Origin of the sequence: Psychrobacter sp. AOP30-A2-5 (genome assembly GCF_052378115.1) — a bacterium.
Lineage (GTDB): Bacteria > Pseudomonadota > Gammaproteobacteria > Pseudomonadales > Moraxellaceae > Psychrobacter.
Map to the genome: position 1 here is coordinate 60,946 of NZ_JBQSXK010000010.1, position 19,766 is coordinate 80,711.

Below are 19,766 nucleotides of genomic sequence, written 5' to 3' on the forward strand. Positions count from 1 at the left end.
TTTAAATTAAAGCCGTTAAGCTAAATGAATCACGCCCAATAGAAATAGGAAGTATGCATAATGATGGTAGAGTCTGATACGAGCATTAAAATCGAAACTGCTGACACTATTGTGGCGGAATCCGCTATTAAGCCTCATCTTATTTTGGCGCTCGATTACGGGGTAAAAAAGATGGGTATGGCGCTGGGTAATACCATTACCGAGACTGCGCGTGCCTTTGATATTTTAGCGATGAATAATGGTCAGCCTGATTGGGACAATCTGCTCGGTATTATCAAAGTCTGGGGCGTGGCAAAAGTGGTGGTTGGGTTGCCGCTTAATATGGATGGCAGCAGCTCAATGCTGTCTAAGCGTGCGCACAAATTCGCTCGCCGTCTAGCACATCGAGTCATGGAACAGCATCTACCAGTGGTCGTGAGCCTTTGTGATGAGCGTCTAACCTCAGTGGCAGCGCGTGAGATCGCTTGGGAGAATGGTTGGATTAAGCATGAGCGCGATCCGATTGATGATATCTCTGCCTGCATTCTGATGTCGACTTATTTCGCTGACCCCAGTAGCAGTATCGCCATCGACGCTATCAAAGCCGATTAAATCAGCGACAAACCTGCTGTTAAAACACTCTTAATTAAAACACTGCCAATTCTGACATATCGTCACTCTACACGGATAAATACCTGATTATTATGACCACTGTCTCAGACCACTCCCTGCAAAACAAATCGCAACATGGTTTTGCGCCACTTGCCATCGCCCGTATCAAAGGCGCACAGCGAGCGAATCAAATAGCGATTTATCTCATTTATGCCGCTATTCTCGCCTTTATGGTCTTTGGCACCATTGCTAGTATCAAAGCCTTTCATGACAATCAACTGCTTTATCAACTTTTCTATAACTTGCCTTATGCCTTGGTTGCGCTTACGATTCCTATTACTATTTATGATGCGCTGGTAATTTATCGTTATCGATTAAACCAAGCGTCGATGATTGCCATGAGCATTGGCGTATCGACCATCATATTGGTTGGTGGCTTATTATTCGCTGATACCGCCTGGTTAGGCTTATCTTGTTGGCTAGGTGTGGCGTTTTTATTTAAAGTGAGCTTTAAGCGCTTTTTTAATTTTCTAGAAGCAGAAAAAGACACTGACATCGCTGAAGAAGCGTAAAGCATACTTATAAATGACGCAAAAAACTTTTACCTTATATTATCGATTTAAATGACTACTATGAGCACTTCTACCACGCAAACGACGATCAATCATTATTTAGATACTCAAGGGCTGATTTGTCCTGAGCCAGTCATGATGCTGCATCGAACCATCCGTAACGCTGATGCTGGCGAGGTGATTGAAATACTCGCCACCGACCCAGCCACCACTCGTGACATTCCTAATTTTTGTCGTCATTTGGGACATGAGCTTGTGCAGCAAGAAACGCTTGCTGAAAATGTAAATCTAAACGTCGATCCCGATGAAATAATGGTCGCTGGCGATGAGGATGCACCAATCAGCGCCACGCTTTATCGTTATCTGGTTAAGAAAAAAAGCGCTTAAATGCACTCAAGTTACCGCAGCAAAGCATTGATCACAGCAAGGCATTAATCACAGTAAAACAATGACAGCGCAATAAACAATATAAAGGTATCTTTGTATTTTAAGCGAAGTATCTTTCACAAAAGGTAGACTATTACGTGTTACAAACAGAAAAGCAGTATGTACAATGGCAAGAAAACGAAACTCTACATAATGCTCTTTGGTTGTCTGAAAGCAATCATATGCCACCTGCGCGTATTGTATTGGTCGATGATACAACGACCGCAGATGACGCTTACCGCTTAGCTTGCGAAGGCAGCTCACTGCTGTGGCGCGGTGATTTTCATAATGCACGCCAGTTGCTACAAGCGCTCGGTCGTCGCATAGATCGTACCAATGAGCGCTCTGAACTGCGTAAAGCAAAAAAAGCGGCTAAGTCTACAACAGAATCTGATTCAAGCAACTCTAAAGAAATTCCCAACCTCTTTCATCAACAGCGTCAACTGCAAGCGCAGCGTTCGCGCATATTGAGCCGTTTGCTACTAGAGCTTGATGCTAATTATGTCAGCCAGCTACGCCGCGCCCCTGATGTAAGCGAAGCCTGTACAGCCGCTTTTGGCCCGTTAGATAAGGCAATGGATGAGTCTTGTGTACTGTCGTTTCGTGACTTGCAAGGCGCACTTGGCGCAGCAGGATGGCGCGAAAAAGGTGTCCCAATAGACAGCTTAGGGTTATCAATTTTCCCGCATTATGGCGTCTTTGCACCAACCCGTCATGAGTATGTGCAGCTGTTGCTCGATGCACCGCTACCAGCGAGCCATGATGTCGCCTATGACATTGGTACTGGAACAGGATTGCTGGCTATTATCTTAGCTCAGCGCGGTGTTCCGCAAGTGATAGCAACGGATTTAAACCCACGTGCTTTGGCCTGTGCCAACGAGAACTTTACACGCTTAGAATTACCTGCCGTACAATTGCAGCAAGCCGATTTGTATCCGACTGATGCACCACTCGCCAATCTGATCGTCTGCAATCCGCCTTGGTTACCTGCTAAGCCAAGCTCGTCTCTTGAATACGCCGTCTATGATGCCAAGAGCGCGATGCTGCGTGGGGTATTACAAGGTGCCAAACAGCATTTAGCTGAGCACGGAGAGCTCTGGTTGATAATGTCGGACTTAGCTGAGCACCTGCAACTGCGCACCCGTGATGAGTTATTAGGCTTGTTTGCCGATGCTGGATTGGCCGTAAAATATCGTTTGGATACCCAACCTAAGCATGGTCGCAGCCAAGATGATACTGACCCTCTACATGTCGCGCGCAGTGCTGAAGTCACTTCATTATGGTGTCTAACGCTTATCTAACATTCAACCACCGAGTACTGAGTTATGAGCCGTGATCGTGCCGTGCAACAGCGCCAACCTAAGGCGCTAGCAGTAGATGACGAACCCAGTTATATCACTGAGTTTCGTCAAGCCATGCTGGCACGTGGTCTAGCGACTCGTACTCGTAATGCGTATGTCCGCGACCTGCGTTCCTGCGAGCTGACCAATCCTATTGCCCTGACACGCTGGCAGCCTGATGACGTGCTGCACTGCTTATCAACCCTTACTCAAGAAGGCAAAACCCCACGTACTCAGGCACGCATGCTCTCAAGCTTGCGTCAGTTTTATCTATGGATGATTGCCAGTAATCTGCGTGGAGACAATCCTTGTGAGCGTATCAAAAGCCCAAAGCTAGGTCGTCCATTACCCAAAGATTTGGCAGAGGCCGATGTCGATAATCTACTTGCCGCGCCCGATACCAGTACTGCACTTGGACTGCGTGACAAAGCCATGTTAGAGGTATTATATGCCTGCGGGCTGCGTGTGAGCGAATTGATTAATCTCTCATTAGAGCAAGTCAATCTAAACGCTGGCTGGCTACAAATCACGGGGAAAGGCAATAAAACTCGACTGGTGCCATTAGGCGAATATGCCAGCGATGCGCTAGAAGATTATCTAACGCATGCTCGTGGTGATTTGATTGCACATTTGAAATCTGGGAATTGCCAAGCAGTGTTTTTGACGGCGCAAGGTGGCTATATGACACGGCAGAACTTTTGGTATTTGTTAAAGAAACACGCCAAAGTCGCCAGTATCGATAAAGAGCTATCACCGCATACACTGCGTCACGCTTTTGCCACGCATTTGCTGAATCATGGCGCAGATTTGCGTAGCGTGCAGTTATTACTTGGGCACAGTGATTTATCAACCACTCAAATCTATACCCACGTGGCGACAGCGAGATTGCAACAGTTACATGCAGCACATCATCCGCGAGGTTAGATTACTTTCAATCTTTCGTCATGAAGTAGACCAAAACCTATTAATCTAATTTTAATAACACTTTTTGAAACATCAAAGTAACGAGCCAGCTTGCTAACAAATTAGCTATCATCTTATTTTCGGCCTGGTTATCTAAATAAATCCAGAACACACCTCTTCTTTTTAATCCTAACTCAGAATATATCTTTAAAAATGCTTTTGCTAATTGCTCACTAGGAACTAATAAACAGCTTGCTAAGTAATTCGCTTGAAACTCAAGCTTTGCAACCATAGAATTATCTAAAACCTGTATACTAGCTAAGTCATGTTCTTCAAATGAATCTTTATCCAAATATTGACTGTGTCCTAATAGGATATGCGACAATTCATGTGCAAGAGTGAATCTATCTCTTTTTTCATCTTCAATTTCTTTTTTGTATATAAAAATTTCATTACTTTTAAAATCAACTCTACCGAGTAGGCTCTTCTCATGTACAGAGGGAATAACGTCTTTATATAATTTTACGCTCTTTAATACCTCGTAAGATAGTAAGTCAGATAGACAAACAACGCCATCTAGGTACTCAATTTTTGTAAGTATTTCTTTAGCTATATTCTCCAGAGTATCTTTAGAAAAATATACTACTTGAGACTTAGAGCATTCGTCCTTTTGTCCAGTGATGTCTCTTAAATAATCCTTAAAACTACTAAACCATCTATTTTCAGAATAAAAGAACCAATTAGAATTGTAATAATTTGGTTGGTCGCTATGTACAAATATGTCCTTTGAGCTAAGAGCTTGATTGATACCATACTTTTCAAAACTTCTATTTAATACCCATTTCAGTCCATCGCTTTCGTTTATTTTAATGAGTCCTACATTTCTCTCTAAAGCTACATTAAATGCCGATTTTGCTAAATTAGAGCTAATCGCCATTATAGGTTTTAAATTATAGCTAAAATTACCTTCACTTAAATCTCTGACATCTTGTAAGAACTTATTGACCTGATCAACACCAACTGCTCCTTTATAGTCCTTACACTCAATCAGTATTAGAGATGAATAGTTTGGAATTTTTTCATCCTGATATACCTCAATAGCAATGTCAAACTCTATATCATTTTTCCTAAACCTTGAATAATACTTCTTCTTTTTGAAAACTTTCATATGGTTTTTAGGGTTTATAAATGTATTAAAACTTTCTATTTCTTCCATAAGAAGTGTTAGCACTTTATCTTCAAAATTATCGCCTTTTTCTGTTGTATTCATAATAATCTCATAGGCTATATCTCTATCAACCAATCTTACACTACAAAATCAGTATATAGCCTAGGTTTTTGGTCTATCGAATCAATAGCATGCTGCAAACCTACCCTTTTCTCGCTACAATACGCTTATGATGTGCACGTTGCATGACTGAGCAACACACCACCTTTTACTTATCTATTATCCGAGAATACCATGAGCCATAGACCACCTGCTGACCTATTAAAAAACGCCCAACACTGGCGCGAAGACATTAATTTTCGCCAAGACGTACTGGGCAAGCCATTTGATTTTTCGACCACGTGGGGCATTTTTTCACCGCAAAAGCTCGATGACGGCAGCTTGATGCTGCTTGATTATATTGATTTTGAAGCGGATGACGACTCGATTGATTTGGGCTGTGGCTATGGCGTACTCGGTATGACGGCAGCGCGTGAGTGTCCAAACGGTCTGCATACGTTGATTGATAAAGACTTTATGGCAGTCGAATATGCGCGCCGTAACTGTGAGAAAAACGGTCTAAAAAATGTCGATGTGCATTTATCAAATGGCTTCAATCACGTGGCAAAAGACAAAGACTTTAGCTTGGTGATGTCAAACTTGCCAGCCAAAGTAGGTAAAGAACAGCACTATTTATATTTCCTCGATGCCTATGCCCGTATGCGTAAAGGTGGGCGTTTTTACGTGGTCACCATCAATGGCTTGCGTCAGTTTATGAAGCGCTCGTTTACCGAAGTGTTTGGCAACAGCGAAAAGATCAAACAAGGCAAAACCTATACGATTACCATGGCGACCAAAGACTAAGCTTTAAAAGCTTATGTATTAAAAGCTGCGTAAACAAAAAGCCCGCTAAATCGTCATGATCTAGCGGGCTTTTTTTATGGCTAAATTTCTAAAATTACATCTGCCGTTTGAGCAAATAGCCACCCAAAATTGCACTGGCGATAATCGGTAATATCACCATTAATAACGGCGAAAATCCAGTCGCCAATGAGACAAAGCCAACCAAGTCTTGCACGTAACTAAATAGCAAGCCAAACAATAATGCCACAACGATACGCAAGCCTAAGCTATGCGTCCGCAGTGAGCCAAAAACAAATGAGCAGGCAACAATCACCAGCGATAAAATCGATAATGGTGACAGTAGCTTTTGCCAAAAAGCCAGCTCATGACTTAACGAGCGCGTGCCTTGTTGGCGCATAAATTGACGATGCTCATACAGCTGAGTCAATGACAAATCCTCTGCCTTACGGGTAAGCAGATATACCGATTCTGGGGCAAAGGGCAGGCTTAAAATATCTGACGGTGAGATGGCTTGGCTACTCTCAAAGCCCTGATTAATCATCAGCTTGGTCATGTTGTTCAGCTGCCACTCATAGCGATATTGCTCGCTCGGTTTGCTGCTGGCAGGATTAACAGGTTCACGACCAATATATTTACCACCCTCAGCGTGAATGGCCGTTTGCAGATTGCCATTATTGTCTAAATGCCAGCGTTTAACTTCACCGATATTGCCTTGCACATCAGCATAATCGATATACAAAATATCGCTACCATCTGGCTTGGCACTGCCGTCTTTTGTACTCTCAAAGCGTGGCTGCAACGTCCAATAACCGCGTACCGATGTGACCAATGAACTGCTGTCTTCGTCGTTGATTTCTTTTGCCAATTGATTAGAGTGCGGCAGCACGAACTGATTGATAATCAATGCGAGCAACACAAAAATCAAAGCAGGCTGCAATACCCAACCGACGATACGATAAACGCTGACGCCAGCGGCACGCATCACGACCAGCTCACTTTTATTGGCAAGCAAGCCCAAGCCGACCACTGCACCTAGCAATGCGCCAGTGGGAATAAATTGCTCTAAAAAATAAGGCGAGCGATAAAAAATATACTTAATCGCCTCGCCCATCGTATAGCTATCATCTAACGAATCCAGCTCAGACAAATAAGAGAATACCAGCTGTAATGCCCACAAGCCTATGACAGCTCCGACGATTGCGAGCAAAGCGTTCAGCTTGACGTAACGGCTCAGCACTTTTAGTTTGGCAGGTTTGCGAGCGTACTTAGCATGAGCGTTTTGCGAGTCAGGATTAGATGGTTTAGAAGATAAGACACTCATTAGGACTGCCCTCCTTGTGAGCCACTGCTCTGATGATCGGCAACTGTTAAAGGCGTGTTCTTCGGTTTGCGAAAGCGTAATCGATGCTGCACACGGCTGCCCCAATTCATATAAAGCGCCAATGCCATAAATCCTAAAATGAGCCACGCATATGCCCAGACGCTCACGCTGCCTTTGCTAACAGCATTTTTGAGTGAAATGATACCCAGTGCACAGCTGACAAACAATAAAATCGAAGGAAATAGGCGCAACCAGCGACCTTGGCGCGGACGTACTTGCGCCAGTGGTACAGCGAGCATTGGTGCAATGATCATCAACCACGGCAATGCTAGACGATAGCCAAGCTCACTTTGTGCCACACGCAGCGAGTTGCCACTACTTGCCGTACCACCCGTCGCGGCTTGCCATAATGGTCCAATCGCTTGCGTTTCGATATTATCTTCGGTGATGACTTCTTTTGAGGATTCTGTCAAAGTAATGCGGTAACGATCAAAGCCCACTTGATTGTATTTCAGACTGCCAGCACCGACTTCATAACGACGCCCTTGGAACAAGTCCAATTGGGTCACACCGCTATTACCCGTGTCTACTTGCTCGGCACGCTTAGCCAACGTAATAGTATCTTTGCTGATGTTGGTATTATTAGTAATCGCCGTTGGCATATTTGGTATGTCTGAAATATTTAATTGCCCAGCTGTTTCGGGATCGATGGTATTTTTAACATCGACGGCAGCCTCTTTAGCAGTGTTGTTTTTAGCGGCACTGCCCTTTTTTTCAGGCTCAGACTGAATAAGTATCACATCTTGCAATTGCTTTTTATCATCACTCAAGCTGCCCACATACAAATGATAATTGCCACTACTAATAAATTCATTGGGACGAATTAAATCAAAAGCACTGGTCAATGCCTGCTGTTGCCAGACACTTTCCGATGAGCGTACGCCCCACGGTTTACCAACGATGGATAAAGCCGCTTCCCCAACGAACAATGCCAATATTAAAGGCGTCATCAAACGGGCAAGTTTACCACGCGACACCCCACTGGCATTAATCACCGCCATTTCTTGATCGACATACAGCCGCCCGAATACCAGCATAAGAGCGATAAAAAATGCTAATGGCAGGATAAGCTCTAAAAAGTAGGGCAAATTATAACCAATGATGGTAAATAACAAGCTGATATCTAAATTGCCTTCTGCGGCAATACCAAAGTAACGGATCAAACGACCGCCCAGCATCATCACCACTAAAAACCCCAAAACCAATGCGGTCGTTGAGGCAACTTGTTGAGTCATATAGCGGCGTAATATCACAATGGGCACTCTTTTAAAAAGGTTGATAGTCGCACGATTTATCGCAGCTTTATTGGCAAACACTGACAATTATGGACCGCTCTAAATACAATAGCGGATACCGATAACTGGACAATAGAAATACAAGACCGTGCTGCTCAATCAGATACTTAAACAGCCCTAAAAGCAACGGCAAAAGATATGAAAATATCTGCGAGACGGGTTAGCGACATGCTGTAAAAATTAGCGATAAAGATAACCGCTAATCCTAGCATATTTTGCTCAAAAATGGCTGTGAAATGTGTTTGCAAACATTGCGTCCATCTTGCTATAACGCTGTATGGCTCACCAATAATAGATAAGATATGAGAAGAATAACTAGCATTTAACTCATTAGTTTGTCTTATCTAAGAAGCCTTTTTATTAAGTCTTTGCACGATATTTTTACTTGATGTCATTTGGAAACCTTTGTGTGTCATTCGTATCACTGCCCTCGCACCGTTAGGATTACTTGTTAAACTGAGAAAACTAAAAATTCCTAATTATCTCGCCCAATGGAGAATATTAATGACAAATAAACTTGCTTCTACCCCTTCTACTTTACTTGAAATCGCTGGTGGTCAATTTGATACGCTCGATTGGTCAAATTGCGCCGTGGTTTTTATTGACTATCAAAACGAATATGTCGATGGGGCGATGCCATTGGGGCAAGCTGGTACGAACGCCATTGAAAATGCGCGACTATTGCTAGACAAAGCTCGTAAACAGAACGTTCCTATCTTCCATATTGCGCATCATGGCGCAGATAATGGCAACGTTTTTGATCCTTTGTCATCTAACGTCGAGATTATCGCTGAATTACAACCAAAGGATAGCGAAACCGTCATCGTCAAAAAAAATCCCAATGCGTTCCATGATACCCAGCTTCAAGCACTTATTTCAGCTGCGCAAAAACAGCAAATTATTTTTGCAGGCTTTATGAGTCATATGTGTGTTAGCTCAAGCGTGAAAGCCGCCTTTGATTTAGGCTTTGACAGTTTCGTTTGCCATGATGCTTGTGCCACTCGCGACCTGCCTGACTATAAAAAAGAGAAAATCAGCGCTGATACCATACATGCTACCGCGATGGCAGCACTACAAGATAGATTTGCCGCTTTAGTAGCAACCGATGAGTTAGTTAATAGCTAATAAGCAGTTCGAACCCATGACCTAAACCTTGCTCACTGCGCACTCACCTCGCAATATGCTACACTATTGCGATTGCTTGATTGGCCAAACAATCTGATAATTTAACAGGTATCAGCAATTAGAAAAATCTGCCATTTTCATAGCGCTAACGTCATAACTATAATGTCATAACCCCAATAAGGATAAATATATGAATATTAAATTAACCCAAACACTGCCAAAAACTCATACGCAAAAAATTCTCAAAAAAGAAGCCAAAAGTAAAGACGCGGCCTGCCTTGTCGTCTTAATCGATGATAAGAAAAACATCTTAGCTGAGTCAGTATTGAGCGATTATCAAACCCGTATTGAACAATTGATTGAAGTATCACACTTTAACGGCAAAGCTTGTGAAACCGTAGCTGACTATGCGCTAGCGGGTGATAAGAAAACCACCAAAGAAAATCCAGTACAGCTATTATTGGTCGGTGTGGGTAATGTTGATAAATTGCGTCATAGCGTTCTAGAAAAAATTGCCAAGACCATTTATAAGAGCACCCAAAAACGCGTCGATTCTATCACTATTGCGCTGGGCGATAGCTTAGAGGAAAACCAGTTTAGCCAATTTGCGCTGAGCCTACTGGCAGCAAGCTATCGTTTTGACAAGTACAAATCCGAGCATCAAACACCTGTTTTAACGGATATCTACTTACTGGCTGAGTCGTCTTTAGAAGACTCATTAAACTTTGCACAAGCGGTCTTTACTGGTCAAAGCTTGACCCGTGATGTCGCCAATGAGCCAGGTAATATCTGTTTCCCAGCGTATATGGCTGAGCAAGCACAGGAATTGGCAGCCACTTATCCTGACCTCTTAAAAGTCACGGTACTTGGTGAAGACGAGATGTCAGCACTGGGTATGAACTGCTTCTTATCGGTCGCGCAAGGCTCTACCAAAGAAGGCAAACTGGTACTGATGGAGTATCGTGGCAAGTCTAATTTTAGCGTCAATGCTGATGCCGATACTAGCAAAGCCATTACCAATAGCGCGAAAGTAGCTGGCGGTCTAAAAGCATTGGCCGATAAATTACCAACCAAAGCTGCTAGTAAGAAAGCCGCTAAAAAATCTGACCAAAATAGCGAAGACAATGCCAATGCTGCAAATAATGACGCGCCTATCGTGCTTGTTGGTAAGGGTGTCACCTTTGATTCAGGTGGTATCTCAATCAAACCGGGTGCGGCGATGGATGAGATGAAATTTGATATGGGCGGTTCTGCTGCGGTACTTGGTACCCTAAAAGCACTATGTGAAGCGCGTCTACCTATCAATGTTGTCGGTGCACTAGCTTGTGCTGAAAATATGCCATCAGGAGAGGCGACGCGCCCTGGCGATATCATCATAGCTATGAACGGTAAGTCCGTTGAAATCCTGAATACCGATGCTGAAGGTCGTTTAGTATTGTGCGATACCTTATGCTACGTACAGAAGTATTATAAGCCAAAAGCCATCATTGATGTCGCAACCTTGACTGGTGCTTGTGTGGTTGCGTTGGGTCATGTACGCTCGGCAGTCTTTAGTAATGACGAAGATGTGTTGTTTGACTTAGAAAACGCCAGTAACCTATCAGGCGACCTTATCTGGCACATGCCGATGGATGACGAATATCAAGCGCAGATTGACTCACCTATCGCTGATATTCAAAATATCGGTGGTAAAGGTGCTGGTGCTGTGACTGCTGCCTGTTTCTTATCGCGCTTCATCGAAGAAGGTCAAGCATGGGCGCATTTAGACATCGCTGGCACCGCATGGATTTCGGGTCAAGACAAAGCCGCGACTGGTCGTCCTGTGCCATTATTCATGCAATACCTAAAAAATAGCGCAAATATGGCATAATCTATTGATGAATCATCACTCAATGAAAACCACTCTATGAAAGTTAGCTTTTATGTATTAACTGAGAATAAAGCCCAAGATTTCTTGGGCTTTATTTGTCAGCTGACCCAGACGGCGCTCAATAAAAGCAGCCAGTCGTTATTGATTCTTATCGAAAAAGACGATGCATTGCTGTCGACGCTTGATGAAGCCCTTTGGGCACAAGACGATACGAGCTTTATACCGCATCAACGCCTTTTAGATTCTAATCTTGAAAGCGCTGATATTGACGGTGTTCATACTGATATTAATAATCAATTATTAGCACCAGTGTTGCTTGCCAGCTATATGCCAGCCGATTTTAAAGGGATCGTACTCAATACTACGATACGTCCCGTTAATAACTTTATAAATGCTACCAGCAATACATTGCCCACTCGTATTTTAGAGCTTATCAAACCTGATACGGTCAGCACTGAGGCAGGACGCGCTAAATATAAGCATTACCAGCAATTAGGGTATGAGCTTACCCATTTCAAAGTTTAGTCTTCTATTGCAAAATCAAACGCCAGTCATGGCGTTTTTTTATGCTTAAATTTTGACTTTTAAAATTCTTAGAGGCTTATAAGTACGTTATTGCCTACTGCTTCATAAAATCTGTCAGTAGGCGCTTATCACAAAAAATGCTAACATCCTTCGGTCGTTAAGCTAACGATTGTTAAGCTAATATTTATTTCCAAATGGACTAAAGGGGTAAAAATGCATTCATTAATAGCGATGTACCAACGAATCGGATTGGTAACGCTGATTGTTATCGGCTTAGTACTAGGTACTTTGATAGGATGGCTGGCGCCAAGTGTGGGTATTGCCTTAGGTATTTTGGGGACTCTGTTCGTAGGTGCCCTAAAAGCTGTTGCCCCTATACTGGTATTTTTTTTAGTGATGGCTGCTATCTGTCAACATCGTAGCGGGAATAAGGTCTATGTAAAACCGGTGCTGTTTTTATATCTGATAGGCACTTTTATAGCCGCTTTGGTCGCTGTTGGTGCCAGCTTTTTATTCCCAACCGAATTGACGTTAGTGAATGCGACCATCGAGCAAGTACCGCCAGCAAACTTAAAAGAAGTATTGAACAATTTATTACTCAGTCTCGTCGCCAATCCAGTTGCTGCCCTAGCCAATGCTAATTATATCGGTATATTAGCTTGGGCCGTTATTATGGGTATTGCGCTACGACAAGCTGGCGAGACGACTCGCAGCACTGTCAATGACATTGCAGATGCCATCTCAAAAGTAGTCAAATGGGTCATCGCACTAGCACCTTTTGGTATTTTGGGATTAGTCGCCAATACCGTTGCTGATACTGGCTTTACTGCGTTATTGGGCTATGCACGAATTTTGCTAGTATTGATAGGCTGTATGTTGTTTATTGCTTTGGTGACTAACCCTCTCCTCGTATACTTAAAAACGGGTAAAAACCCTTATCCACTGGTATTCACCTGCTTACGCGAATCTGGTATTACTGCGTTTTTTACCCGTAGCTCTGCTGCCAATATTCCTATCAATATGAACCTTGCTAGCAAATTAGGGTTACATGAAAATACTTATTCAGTCACCCTGCCATTAGGCGCCACTATTAATATGGCAGGTGCCGCTATTACTATTAATGTGTTAACCCTTGCAGCCGCGAATACACTCGGTATTGAAGTGACCTTTGGCTCAGCATTACTGCTAAGTATAGTCGCTACAATCAGTGCTGGCGGTACCTCTGGCGTCGCTGGTGGCTCATTACTACTCATTCCTTTGGCGGCCAGTTTATTCAATATTCCTGATGATATTGCGCTACAAGTGGTGGCTATTGGCTTTATTATTAGTGTGCTGCAAGACTCCGCAGAGACCGCATTGAACTCATCAACAGACGTCTTGTTTACTGCCGCTGCTGATCCAAAATATGCACGCTAATGTCACTTGAGCTAACAATAACGAACCAATCACCTTGATTGATAGGTATAAAAATAAAAAAGGGCTTAACTGCCCTTTTTTTGGTTATACTTTACCCATTTTTATTCTGTTTTACGAATCTTAGCTTTATATGAGTATGAGACTAGTAAAGCAAAAAACATAAAATGGCTTGATCTCTTTTATTATTCATTAGATTGTCGGGGTAAGGATGTATTCATTTTTTGCGATGTATAAGCGCATTGGTCTAGTACCACTTATTATTATCGGTTTGATAGCGGGAGTATTGATAGGTTGGTTGGCACCAGATATCGGTATTGCCTTAGGATTGTTGGGTACCTTATTTGTAGGAGCACTAAAAGCCGTTGCACCCATACTGGTATTTGTGTTGGTCATGGCGGCCATTAGCCAACATCGCAGCGGTAATGAAGTCTACGTCAAGCCTGTGCTTATCATGTATATGTTTGGCACTTTTTTAGCCGCACTAACGGCAGTTGGCGCGAGCTTTTTATTTCCGACAGAACTGGTATTGGTCAACGCCACAATTGAGCAAGTCCCACCAGCCAACCTCAAAGAAGTACTGACCAATCTACTGCTAAATCTGGTCGCAAACCCAGTTAATGCCATCGCTGAAGCCAACTATATTGGTATATTAGCGTGGGCAATTATCATCGGTTTCGCCCTGCGTCAAGCCAGTGATACCACACGCACTGTGGTCGGTGATTTTTCTGACGCCATCTCCCAAGTGGTGAAGTGGGTCATTGCCCTAGCACCTTTTGGTATATTGGGTTTGGTTGCCAACACCGTCGCTGAGACAGGCTTTGCGGCTTTGGCAGGTTATGCGCGTATTTTGATGGTACTGGTCGGTTGTATGTTATTTATCGCTTTGATTGCTAATCCTATTATTGTACTGATCAAAACGGGCAAAAACCCTTATCCGCTAGTATTCAAATGCTTGCGTGAGTCAGGGATTACCGCATTCTTTACGCGTAGCTCGGCTGCCAATATTCCCGTCAATATGAACCTTGCCCGCAAACTGGGTCTACACGAAGATACTTATTCGGTAACAATTCCACTGGGTGCGACCATTAATATGGCAGGCGCGGCGATTACAATTAACGTCTTAACGCTTGCAGCCGCGCATACACTCGGTATTGAAGTGACCTTTGCCTCAGCACTGCTACTCAGTTTGGTTGCAACCATTAGTGCTTGCGGTGCCTCTGGTGTCGCTGGTGGTTCATTATTGCTTATACCATTGGCAGCGAGCTTATTTAGTATTCCAAACGATATCGCTATGCAAGTGGTTGCGATTGGCTTTATTATTGGTGTGATACAGGATTCGGCAGAAACGGCGTTGAACTCTTCAACGGATGTACTGTTTACCGCAGCAGCTGATCCAAAATATGCGCGTTAAACGCTAAATATATTATTTGTAAAAAAAGGGTCTCATTTTAGAGACCCTTTTTTTGTGCTGATTTTTTATATACTGAATAAAAGGGATATAAGTTATTTTAAAGGATCGATTTCAATTTCAATCACTGGTGTCTGCATATCTAATTGGCGTTTAAATTGGCGTAATTGTTCGAGCTCATCCAATAACTCAAGTATCAAGCCAATCGCAGGAACACTGGCTTCAAAGTCGCGGCTAAGGCGCGAGGCACGGCGCACTGTCGTCAGCTGATAACCAGTGAACTGCTCACGTTCCGGCACATCATATTCGATGATGTCCTCTTCAATCAATTCGATGACCCATTGGCGCTCTTGGCCACAGGCAGATACCAGCTCATCCAAGCTCATGATAATGTCGGTAAATTCAGGCGAGTGTTTCATAGCTATTATCCTCGTTTGCTCTTTATTTCATCGTTATCGTATGGTCTTCATCTCTATTACAGTGTTTCAATGTGAGTAATTTTTGGTGGCCATTAACGACTAATATTGATATCGGCAAAGGCTTGTTTTAGTTGCTCATAAGCTTGGGTCGCAGCCTCAGTGCTAATATCAGGGTTCACGATGTTTAAGGTTAGATACAAATCACCCGCTTGCTTAGCAGGGATACCTTTACCTTTTAGACGTAAATTGCTACCAGACTTGCTGTTCTTAGGCACAGTCACAGCAAGCGTACCAGCTGGCGTACTGACGTTGATTTTTTCACCCAACGCCGCTTCCCATGGCGCTATATTGACGGTTTGATAAACATCAGCGCCTTCGATACGGATATTGTCTGCATGACGGATTTTTACTTTTAAAAATAAATCGCCGTTTTTACCGCCACCAATACCAGCGGCACCTTGCCCTGCTAGGCGAATTTGCTTGCCATCAGTAATGCCTTTAGGGATTTTAATTTTCAGCGTTTTGTTGTCATACTCGACACTGCCATTCGGTTGACGAATAGGGACATTCAACTTAATGCTGTAGTCGTCGCCATTATAAACGGACGCCAAATCAACCGTAATCTCTGCATGTTGATCTTGACCTTTGCTATCTTGCGAGCCAAAACCACCACGCTGCGATTGTCCACCAGCTGAACCACGTGCACCACGACCAAATGCCGAAAAGATGTCATCGAAGCGGAAGCCACCATCGCCATAAGCTTCGCCTTCACCAAACTGATCTTTGATATCTTCCCAGCGATAGCCGCCTTGCCCGCCACTTGCAGATTGACCACCAAAACCACCACTTTGACCAGCAAAGGGATTGTCTAGCATGGCGTCATATTCGGCACGCTTTTCTTTATCTCTAATGGTTTCGTAAGCATTATTAATCTCAGCAATCTTATTGTCTGCATCTGGATCATCGCTCACATCAGGGTGATATTGACGCACAAGCTTACGGTATCTTTTTTTAATATCTGCAGCTGACGCGTCTTTTTTGACCCCTAAAATGTCATAGTAATTTTTCTCTGCCATGTTTTTGTCCTCAACATAAAAGCATGTTAATGATACTGGTATGCCCATTTTAAACGATATGGTACGGAAATTTATTCAACTGCGACATAACAGGTGGTAACGATAGTCTATCTAATAATGATAGTAATACAAAAATTCAATACCGTTATACAAATATTACCAGTAATAGTGCCGAACAACAGCAGTGTTTAAGTTGTTTGAAGCACTTAATACATTATGATTCGCCTTTGTCACTGCATTGGCATATTTCTCTATGATTCTGACATTATTATTCTTTGATAACCACAGACGTCATATCAATTTAACACTCGCCCTAATGAAAAAATAGAGAGTCAAGCCAAAAATACCATTAACAATGTAAATCATTATTTAAAACAATTACATACAGATCACTGGTATTCACTAGCTAGCGTGCCTAAATGAGCATTTTGACCTTGGTAGTTCTTTTACAGAACCGTAAGAATATGACAAAGTATGTGTTGTAAAATGAATATATTATTTATACTCATAGGGAGTATGAATAACATAGGCAAGTGTATCTGTCTATTTTATAAATTGCTTAAAGGTATTAAATGTCTTATTTAATCAAGTCTTTGGTTATCACATTATCACTATTGCTGAGTACCACCGTTTTTGCTGGAAACACCAGTTATTACGGTAGTCAGTTCCACGGTAAACGCACTGCTAGTGGTAGTATCTTCAACATGAACTCTTTGACCGCTGCGCATCGCACGTTGCCGTTTGGTACGAAGGTACAAGTGACCAACAAGAAGACAAAGCAGAGTGTAATCGTAAAAATTACCGATAGAGGCCCTTTCATTCGGGGTCGTATTTTGGATTTATCGAAAGCCGCTGCTGGTCAAATAAACTGTCAGTTATGTACGACCACAATGGAAATACTGTCTTATGGTGATGGTAAATACCGTAAGGAATAACGTAATAAAAAAGGGAGAGCCAGCGCTCTCCCTTTTTTGTGACTGTCTCAATCAAGTAAAAATAGCTTAAAAAACAATCAAAACCTACTATTTACTATAGCGAACAGCTCTCTACTCAAAACCCGCTTCCATTTCTTCTAATGTCGTCATCAAAAGCAATAGTTTTTCTTCATTGTCACTGTGCTGCTGCTGCAATGCCGTTTGCTCGTTAAGTAATAAAAGCAAATCAGACTTGCGACCTTCTTCGTACAAATCCGTATCAGCCAGTTTTTCTTCAAGCGTCACGAGCTGTCCATCAATTTTAGCCAATGCTTTTTCTATTTCTTCTATCTCACGGCGAATAGGCGCGGTGAGTTTGCGTTGTTCAGCCGCCAATTTGCGCTGCGCATCTTTACTAAGCGTAGGCGTCGTCGCTTTACTTTTTGATGAATTATTAGGTGCTTTATTACTCACTTGACCCTTATCCGTTTCACGTGAAACGAATTTCTTACTCTCTTTTTTGCTTTTCTTCTTACTGGTACTTTTATCTGATGAGTTCTCTTGCTTACGCTTTTCTGCCAGCCACTTACCGTAGTCGCTGATGTCACCATCGAATTCCTCGATTTGACCATCATGTACCAAAAACAGCTCATCACAGACGTTAGCAATCAACTCACGATCATGCGAAACCAGTACCACTGCCCCCTCAAATCCTTGCAAGGCGATGGTCAACGCTTGGCGCATTTGTAAGTCCAAATGGTTGGTCGGCTCATCGAGTACCAGAACGTTAGGACGTTGCCAAACAATCAATGCCAGCGTCAAACGCGCACGCTCGCCACCAGAGAATAGCTCACTCGGCGTATCGATACGCTCACCGCGGAAGTCAAAACTGCCTAAAAACGAGCGTAACATCGCATCAGAGGTTTTACCGGCTAGACGACGCAACATCTCTATCGGTGTTGCCTTGGCATCCAAGATATCCATTTGATGCTGGTTAAAGTAGCCTAATTTTAGGGTATCCGAAACACGATACGTCCCTGTTAATACGCCAAGCTCACCGACTAAGGCTTTAATTAAGGTCGACTTACCAGCGCCATTCATACCTAGCAAGCCAAGACGCGTATCCGGCGTTACTTGCACATTGGCATTATATAGAAGTGGCGTATCGCTATAGCCAATATCCGCTTTGGTCAGCTCAATCAGTGGTGAGCTCATATTTGCTGGCTCATAAAAGCGGAAAGAGAACGGGTTGTCCGCCATCATCGGTGACAGCTCAGCCATGCGCTCAAGCTGCTTGATACGGCTTTGTGCTTGCTTAGCCTTACTGGCTTTGGCACGGAAACGACGAATAAAGTCATCCAAATGTGCCTTAGTCGCTTCTTGTTTTTCAAAGGCTTGCTGCTGCTGCGCCATACGCTCGTGACGGGTGCGAATAAACTGCTGATAATTACCGGTATAAAGGGTGATTTTTTGTTGTTCGACATGTAAGATATGACCGACCGTGGCATCCAAAAAAGCTTGGTCATGCGAGATGACGATAACCAGACCAGTATAGGCATTGATCCAAGTCTCAAGCCACAAAATTGCATCCAAATCCAAATGATTGGTCGGCTCATCGAGTAACATTAAGTCCGCACGGCTCATCAAGGTTTTGGCGAGATTCAAACGCATGCGCCAACCACCCGAAAACCCTTCTACTGGCAATTCATGCTGGCTGGTATTAAAACCAAGACCTGCCATGATTTGTGCCGCTTTAGTCGGTGTGCGATAGCCATCAATTTCATCGAACTGCTGATGCAATACCCCGATCTGCTCATCACTGACGCTACTCAAATCATTCAAAAAAGCATTAATCTCATACCACTGCTCATCACCGCTTAATACATAATCAATCGCAGACTGCGTCGTAGCGCCGACTTCCTGAGCCATGTGTGCCACATGCCAGCTATCAGGAATACTGACTTCACCTCTATCAAGCGTGACCTCGGTATCTCCTCTGCCCATTCGCGTCAACAATAAGGCAAATAAGGTAGATTTGCCGGTGCCGTTGTTGCCCGTCAAGCCAACTTTGTGGCCCGGATGTAGCTGGAAGCTTGCCCCTGCAAACAACTCACGACCATCACGGCGAACACCAACGTCTTTAAATTCGATCATATAATCTCTTCAACTCAACAGTAATATAAAATATAAGGCAATAAAAAACACACATCTGGCATGTTAACTGGCGGCTATTATTTCAAACGCTTGCCCCATAGGCAAACGATTAAATAACTATTTCAAAACCAAGTGTTTATTCGCACAAAAAGTCTTTCTCTTAGCATGAGTTTATGGGGATAATAACCGCTAGTATCAATCAGCCACCTTCAGCCAGTAGCGTCACTCTTGACAAACGAATCAATACCCCCATTATGATATACTGCGATGAGATAAGTGC

Annotated in this window: 18 protein-coding genes; 12 read left to right on the top strand and 6 right to left on the bottom strand. The window is 43.2% G+C overall.

Annotation, left to right across the window (positions count from 1 at the left end):
• Positions 1 to 63 precede the first annotated feature (63 nt).
• From ruvX to xerD, 5 genes are all read left to right on the top strand, one after another.
• The gene (gene ruvX, locus ACT3S4_RS08790) at positions 64 to 591 is read left to right on the top strand and encodes a Holliday junction resolvase RuvX (protein ID WP_444760913.1); all 528 of its coding nucleotides are present in this window, start codon (positions 64 to 66) and stop codon (positions 589 to 591) included.
• A gap of 92 nt (positions 592 to 683) precedes the next feature.
• Positions 684 to 1,163 carry a hypothetical protein gene (locus tag ACT3S4_RS08795; RefSeq protein ID WP_055123704.1) on the top strand — a complete coding sequence of 160 codons (480 nt, stop codon included), beginning with the start codon at positions 684 to 686 and terminating at the stop codon, positions 1,161 to 1,163.
• A 60-nt stretch (positions 1,164 to 1,223) separates the two neighbouring features.
• Entirely contained in the window at positions 1,224 to 1,550 is a 327-nt protein-coding gene (gene tusA, locus ACT3S4_RS08800) for a sulfurtransferase TusA (protein WP_238034338.1), read from the top strand.
• Positions 1,551 to 1,687: 137 nt separating this feature from the next.
• Entirely contained in the window at positions 1,688 to 2,890 is a 1,203-nt protein-coding gene (locus ACT3S4_RS08805; RefSeq protein WP_444760885.1) for a methyltransferase, read from the top strand.
• Between the two features lie 24 nt (positions 2,891 to 2,914).
• Positions 2,915 to 3,853 (top strand): site-specific tyrosine recombinase XerD, encoded by a 939-nt coding sequence (gene xerD / locus ACT3S4_RS08810; RefSeq protein WP_444760886.1) that lies wholly within the window; start codon positions 2,915 to 2,917, stop codon positions 3,851 to 3,853.
• 40 nt (positions 3,854 to 3,893) lie between these two features.
• Here the strand turns inward: xerD and ACT3S4_RS08815 are convergent, their stop codons facing one another.
• Positions 3,894 to 5,102 carry an ImmA/IrrE family metallo-endopeptidase gene (locus ACT3S4_RS08815; protein ID WP_444760887.1) on the bottom strand — a complete coding sequence of 403 codons (1,209 nt, stop codon included), beginning with the start codon at positions 5,100 to 5,102 and terminating at the stop codon, positions 3,894 to 3,896.
• 192 nt (positions 5,103 to 5,294) lie between these two features.
• On the opposite strand from ACT3S4_RS08815, the gene ACT3S4_RS08820 reads away from it, so the two are divergent.
• Entirely contained in the window at positions 5,295 to 5,903 is a 609-nt protein-coding gene (locus ACT3S4_RS08820; protein WP_045454832.1) for a class I SAM-dependent methyltransferase, read from the top strand.
• A 94-nt stretch (positions 5,904 to 5,997) separates the two neighbouring features.
• On the opposite strand, the gene lptG is transcribed toward ACT3S4_RS08820, so the two are convergent.
• Positions 5,998 to 7,224 carry an LPS export ABC transporter permease LptG gene (gene lptG, locus ACT3S4_RS08825; RefSeq protein WP_201615146.1) on the bottom strand — a complete coding sequence of 409 codons (1,227 nt, stop codon included), beginning with the start codon at positions 7,222 to 7,224 and terminating at the stop codon, positions 5,998 to 6,000.
• Positions 7,224 to 8,519, bottom strand: a complete 1,296-nt coding sequence (locus ACT3S4_RS08830) for an LPS export ABC transporter permease LptF (protein ID WP_443545785.1) — start codon at positions 8,517 to 8,519, stop codon at positions 7,224 to 7,226. Before ACT3S4_RS08830 ends, lptG begins: the two co-directional genes overlap by 1 nt.
• A gap of 564 nt (positions 8,520 to 9,083) precedes the next feature.
• On the opposite strand from ACT3S4_RS08830, the gene ACT3S4_RS08835 reads away from it, so the two are divergent.
• The 5 genes from ACT3S4_RS08835 (at position 9,084) to sstT (ACT3S4_RS08855) (ending at position 14,926) form a co-directional block, all read left to right on the top strand.
• Complete coding sequence (locus ACT3S4_RS08835) at positions 9,084 to 9,704, top strand: cysteine hydrolase family protein (RefSeq protein WP_444760888.1); 621 nt, start codon at positions 9,084 to 9,086, stop codon at positions 9,702 to 9,704.
• Positions 9,705 to 9,894: 190 nt separating this feature from the next.
• Complete coding sequence (locus tag ACT3S4_RS08840) at positions 9,895 to 11,574, top strand: leucyl aminopeptidase (RefSeq protein WP_444760889.1); 1,680 nt, start codon at positions 9,895 to 9,897, stop codon at positions 11,572 to 11,574.
• Positions 11,575 to 11,610: 36 nt separating this feature from the next.
• Positions 11,611 to 12,099, top strand: a complete 489-nt coding sequence (locus ACT3S4_RS08845; RefSeq protein ID WP_109590543.1) for a DNA polymerase III subunit chi — start codon at positions 11,611 to 11,613, stop codon at positions 12,097 to 12,099.
• 213 nt (positions 12,100 to 12,312) lie between these two features.
• Positions 12,313 to 13,515: a serine/threonine transporter SstT gene (sstT, locus tag ACT3S4_RS08850; RefSeq protein WP_109590541.1), complete on the top strand. Its 1,203-nt coding sequence runs from the start codon at positions 12,313 to 12,315 to the stop codon at positions 13,513 to 13,515.
• Between the two features lie 208 nt (positions 13,516 to 13,723).
• Positions 13,724 to 14,926 carry a serine/threonine transporter SstT gene (gene sstT, locus ACT3S4_RS08855; protein WP_055123716.1) on the top strand — a complete coding sequence of 401 codons (1,203 nt, stop codon included), beginning with the start codon at positions 13,724 to 13,726 and terminating at the stop codon, positions 14,924 to 14,926.
• A 92-nt stretch (positions 14,927 to 15,018) separates the two neighbouring features.
• Here sstT (ACT3S4_RS08855) and ACT3S4_RS08860 read toward each other — a convergent pair whose 3' ends face one another.
• The gene (locus ACT3S4_RS08860) at positions 15,019 to 15,342 is read right to left on the bottom strand and encodes a chaperone modulator CbpM (protein ID WP_060490155.1); all 324 of its coding nucleotides are present in this window, start codon (positions 15,340 to 15,342) and stop codon (positions 15,019 to 15,021) included.
• A gap of 92 nt (positions 15,343 to 15,434) precedes the next feature.
• Positions 15,435 to 16,418 carry a DnaJ C-terminal domain-containing protein gene (locus tag ACT3S4_RS08865; RefSeq protein WP_045442971.1) on the bottom strand — a complete coding sequence of 328 codons (984 nt, stop codon included), beginning with the start codon at positions 16,416 to 16,418 and terminating at the stop codon, positions 15,435 to 15,437.
• Between the two features lie 572 nt (positions 16,419 to 16,990).
• Between ACT3S4_RS08865 and ACT3S4_RS08870 the strand changes: the two genes are divergently transcribed.
• Positions 16,991 to 17,353, top strand: a complete 363-nt coding sequence (locus ACT3S4_RS08870) for a septal ring lytic transglycosylase RlpA family protein (protein ID WP_045442968.1) — start codon at positions 16,991 to 16,993, stop codon at positions 17,351 to 17,353.
• 111 nt (positions 17,354 to 17,464) lie between these two features.
• On the opposite strand, the gene ACT3S4_RS08875 is transcribed toward ACT3S4_RS08870, so the two are convergent.
• Positions 17,465 to 19,486, bottom strand: coding sequence for an ABC-F family ATP-binding cassette domain-containing protein (locus ACT3S4_RS08875; RefSeq protein ID WP_444760890.1), 2,022 nt, complete (start codon positions 19,484 to 19,486; stop codon positions 17,465 to 17,467).
• Positions 19,487 to 19,766 lie beyond the last annotated feature (280 nt).

Excerpts from the sequence above, each read along its gene's own strand:
- ruvX (WP_444760913.1), top strand. The coding sequence starts at position 64 with ATGGTAGAGTCTGATACGAGCATTAAAATCGAAACTGCTGACACTATT.
- ACT3S4_RS08830 (WP_443545785.1), bottom strand. The coding sequence starts at position 8,519 with ATGACTCAACAAGTTGCCTCAACGACCGCATTGGTTTTGGGGTTTTTA.
- ACT3S4_RS08820 (WP_045454832.1), top strand. The coding sequence starts at position 5,295 with ATGAGCCATAGACCACCTGCTGACCTATTAAAAAACGCCCAACACTGG.
- ACT3S4_RS08795 (WP_055123704.1), top strand. The coding sequence starts at position 684 with ATGACCACTGTCTCAGACCACTCCCTGCAAAACAAATCGCAACATGGT.
- ACT3S4_RS08870 (WP_045442968.1), top strand. The coding sequence starts at position 16,991 with ATGTCTTATTTAATCAAGTCTTTGGTTATCACATTATCACTATTGCTG.
- tusA (WP_238034338.1), top strand. The coding sequence starts at position 1,224 with ATGAGCACTTCTACCACGCAAACGACGATCAATCATTATTTAGATACT.
- ACT3S4_RS08845 (WP_109590543.1), top strand. The coding sequence starts at position 11,611 with ATGAAAGTTAGCTTTTATGTATTAACTGAGAATAAAGCCCAAGATTTC.
- lptG (WP_201615146.1), bottom strand. The coding sequence starts at position 7,224 with ATGAGTGTCTTATCTTCTAAACCATCTAATCCTGACTCGCAAAACGCT.
- sstT (WP_055123716.1), top strand. The coding sequence starts at position 13,724 with ATGTATTCATTTTTTGCGATGTATAAGCGCATTGGTCTAGTACCACTT.
- sstT (WP_109590541.1), top strand. The coding sequence starts at position 12,313 with ATGCATTCATTAATAGCGATGTACCAACGAATCGGATTGGTAACGCTG.
- ACT3S4_RS08815 (WP_444760887.1), bottom strand. The coding sequence starts at position 5,102 with ATGAATACAACAGAAAAAGGCGATAATTTTGAAGATAAAGTGCTAACA.
- ACT3S4_RS08860 (WP_060490155.1), bottom strand. The coding sequence starts at position 15,342 with ATGAAACACTCGCCTGAATTTACCGACATTATCATGAGCTTGGATGAG.
- ACT3S4_RS08875 (WP_444760890.1), bottom strand. The coding sequence starts at position 19,486 with ATGATCGAATTTAAAGACGTTGGTGTTCGCCGTGATGGTCGTGAGTTG.
- ACT3S4_RS08840 (WP_444760889.1), top strand. The coding sequence starts at position 9,895 with ATGAATATTAAATTAACCCAAACACTGCCAAAAACTCATACGCAAAAA.
- ACT3S4_RS08865 (WP_045442971.1), bottom strand. The coding sequence starts at position 16,418 with ATGGCAGAGAAAAATTACTATGACATTTTAGGGGTCAAAAAAGACGCG.
- ACT3S4_RS08835 (WP_444760888.1), top strand. The coding sequence starts at position 9,084 with ATGACAAATAAACTTGCTTCTACCCCTTCTACTTTACTTGAAATCGCT.
- xerD (WP_444760886.1), top strand. The coding sequence starts at position 2,915 with ATGAGCCGTGATCGTGCCGTGCAACAGCGCCAACCTAAGGCGCTAGCA.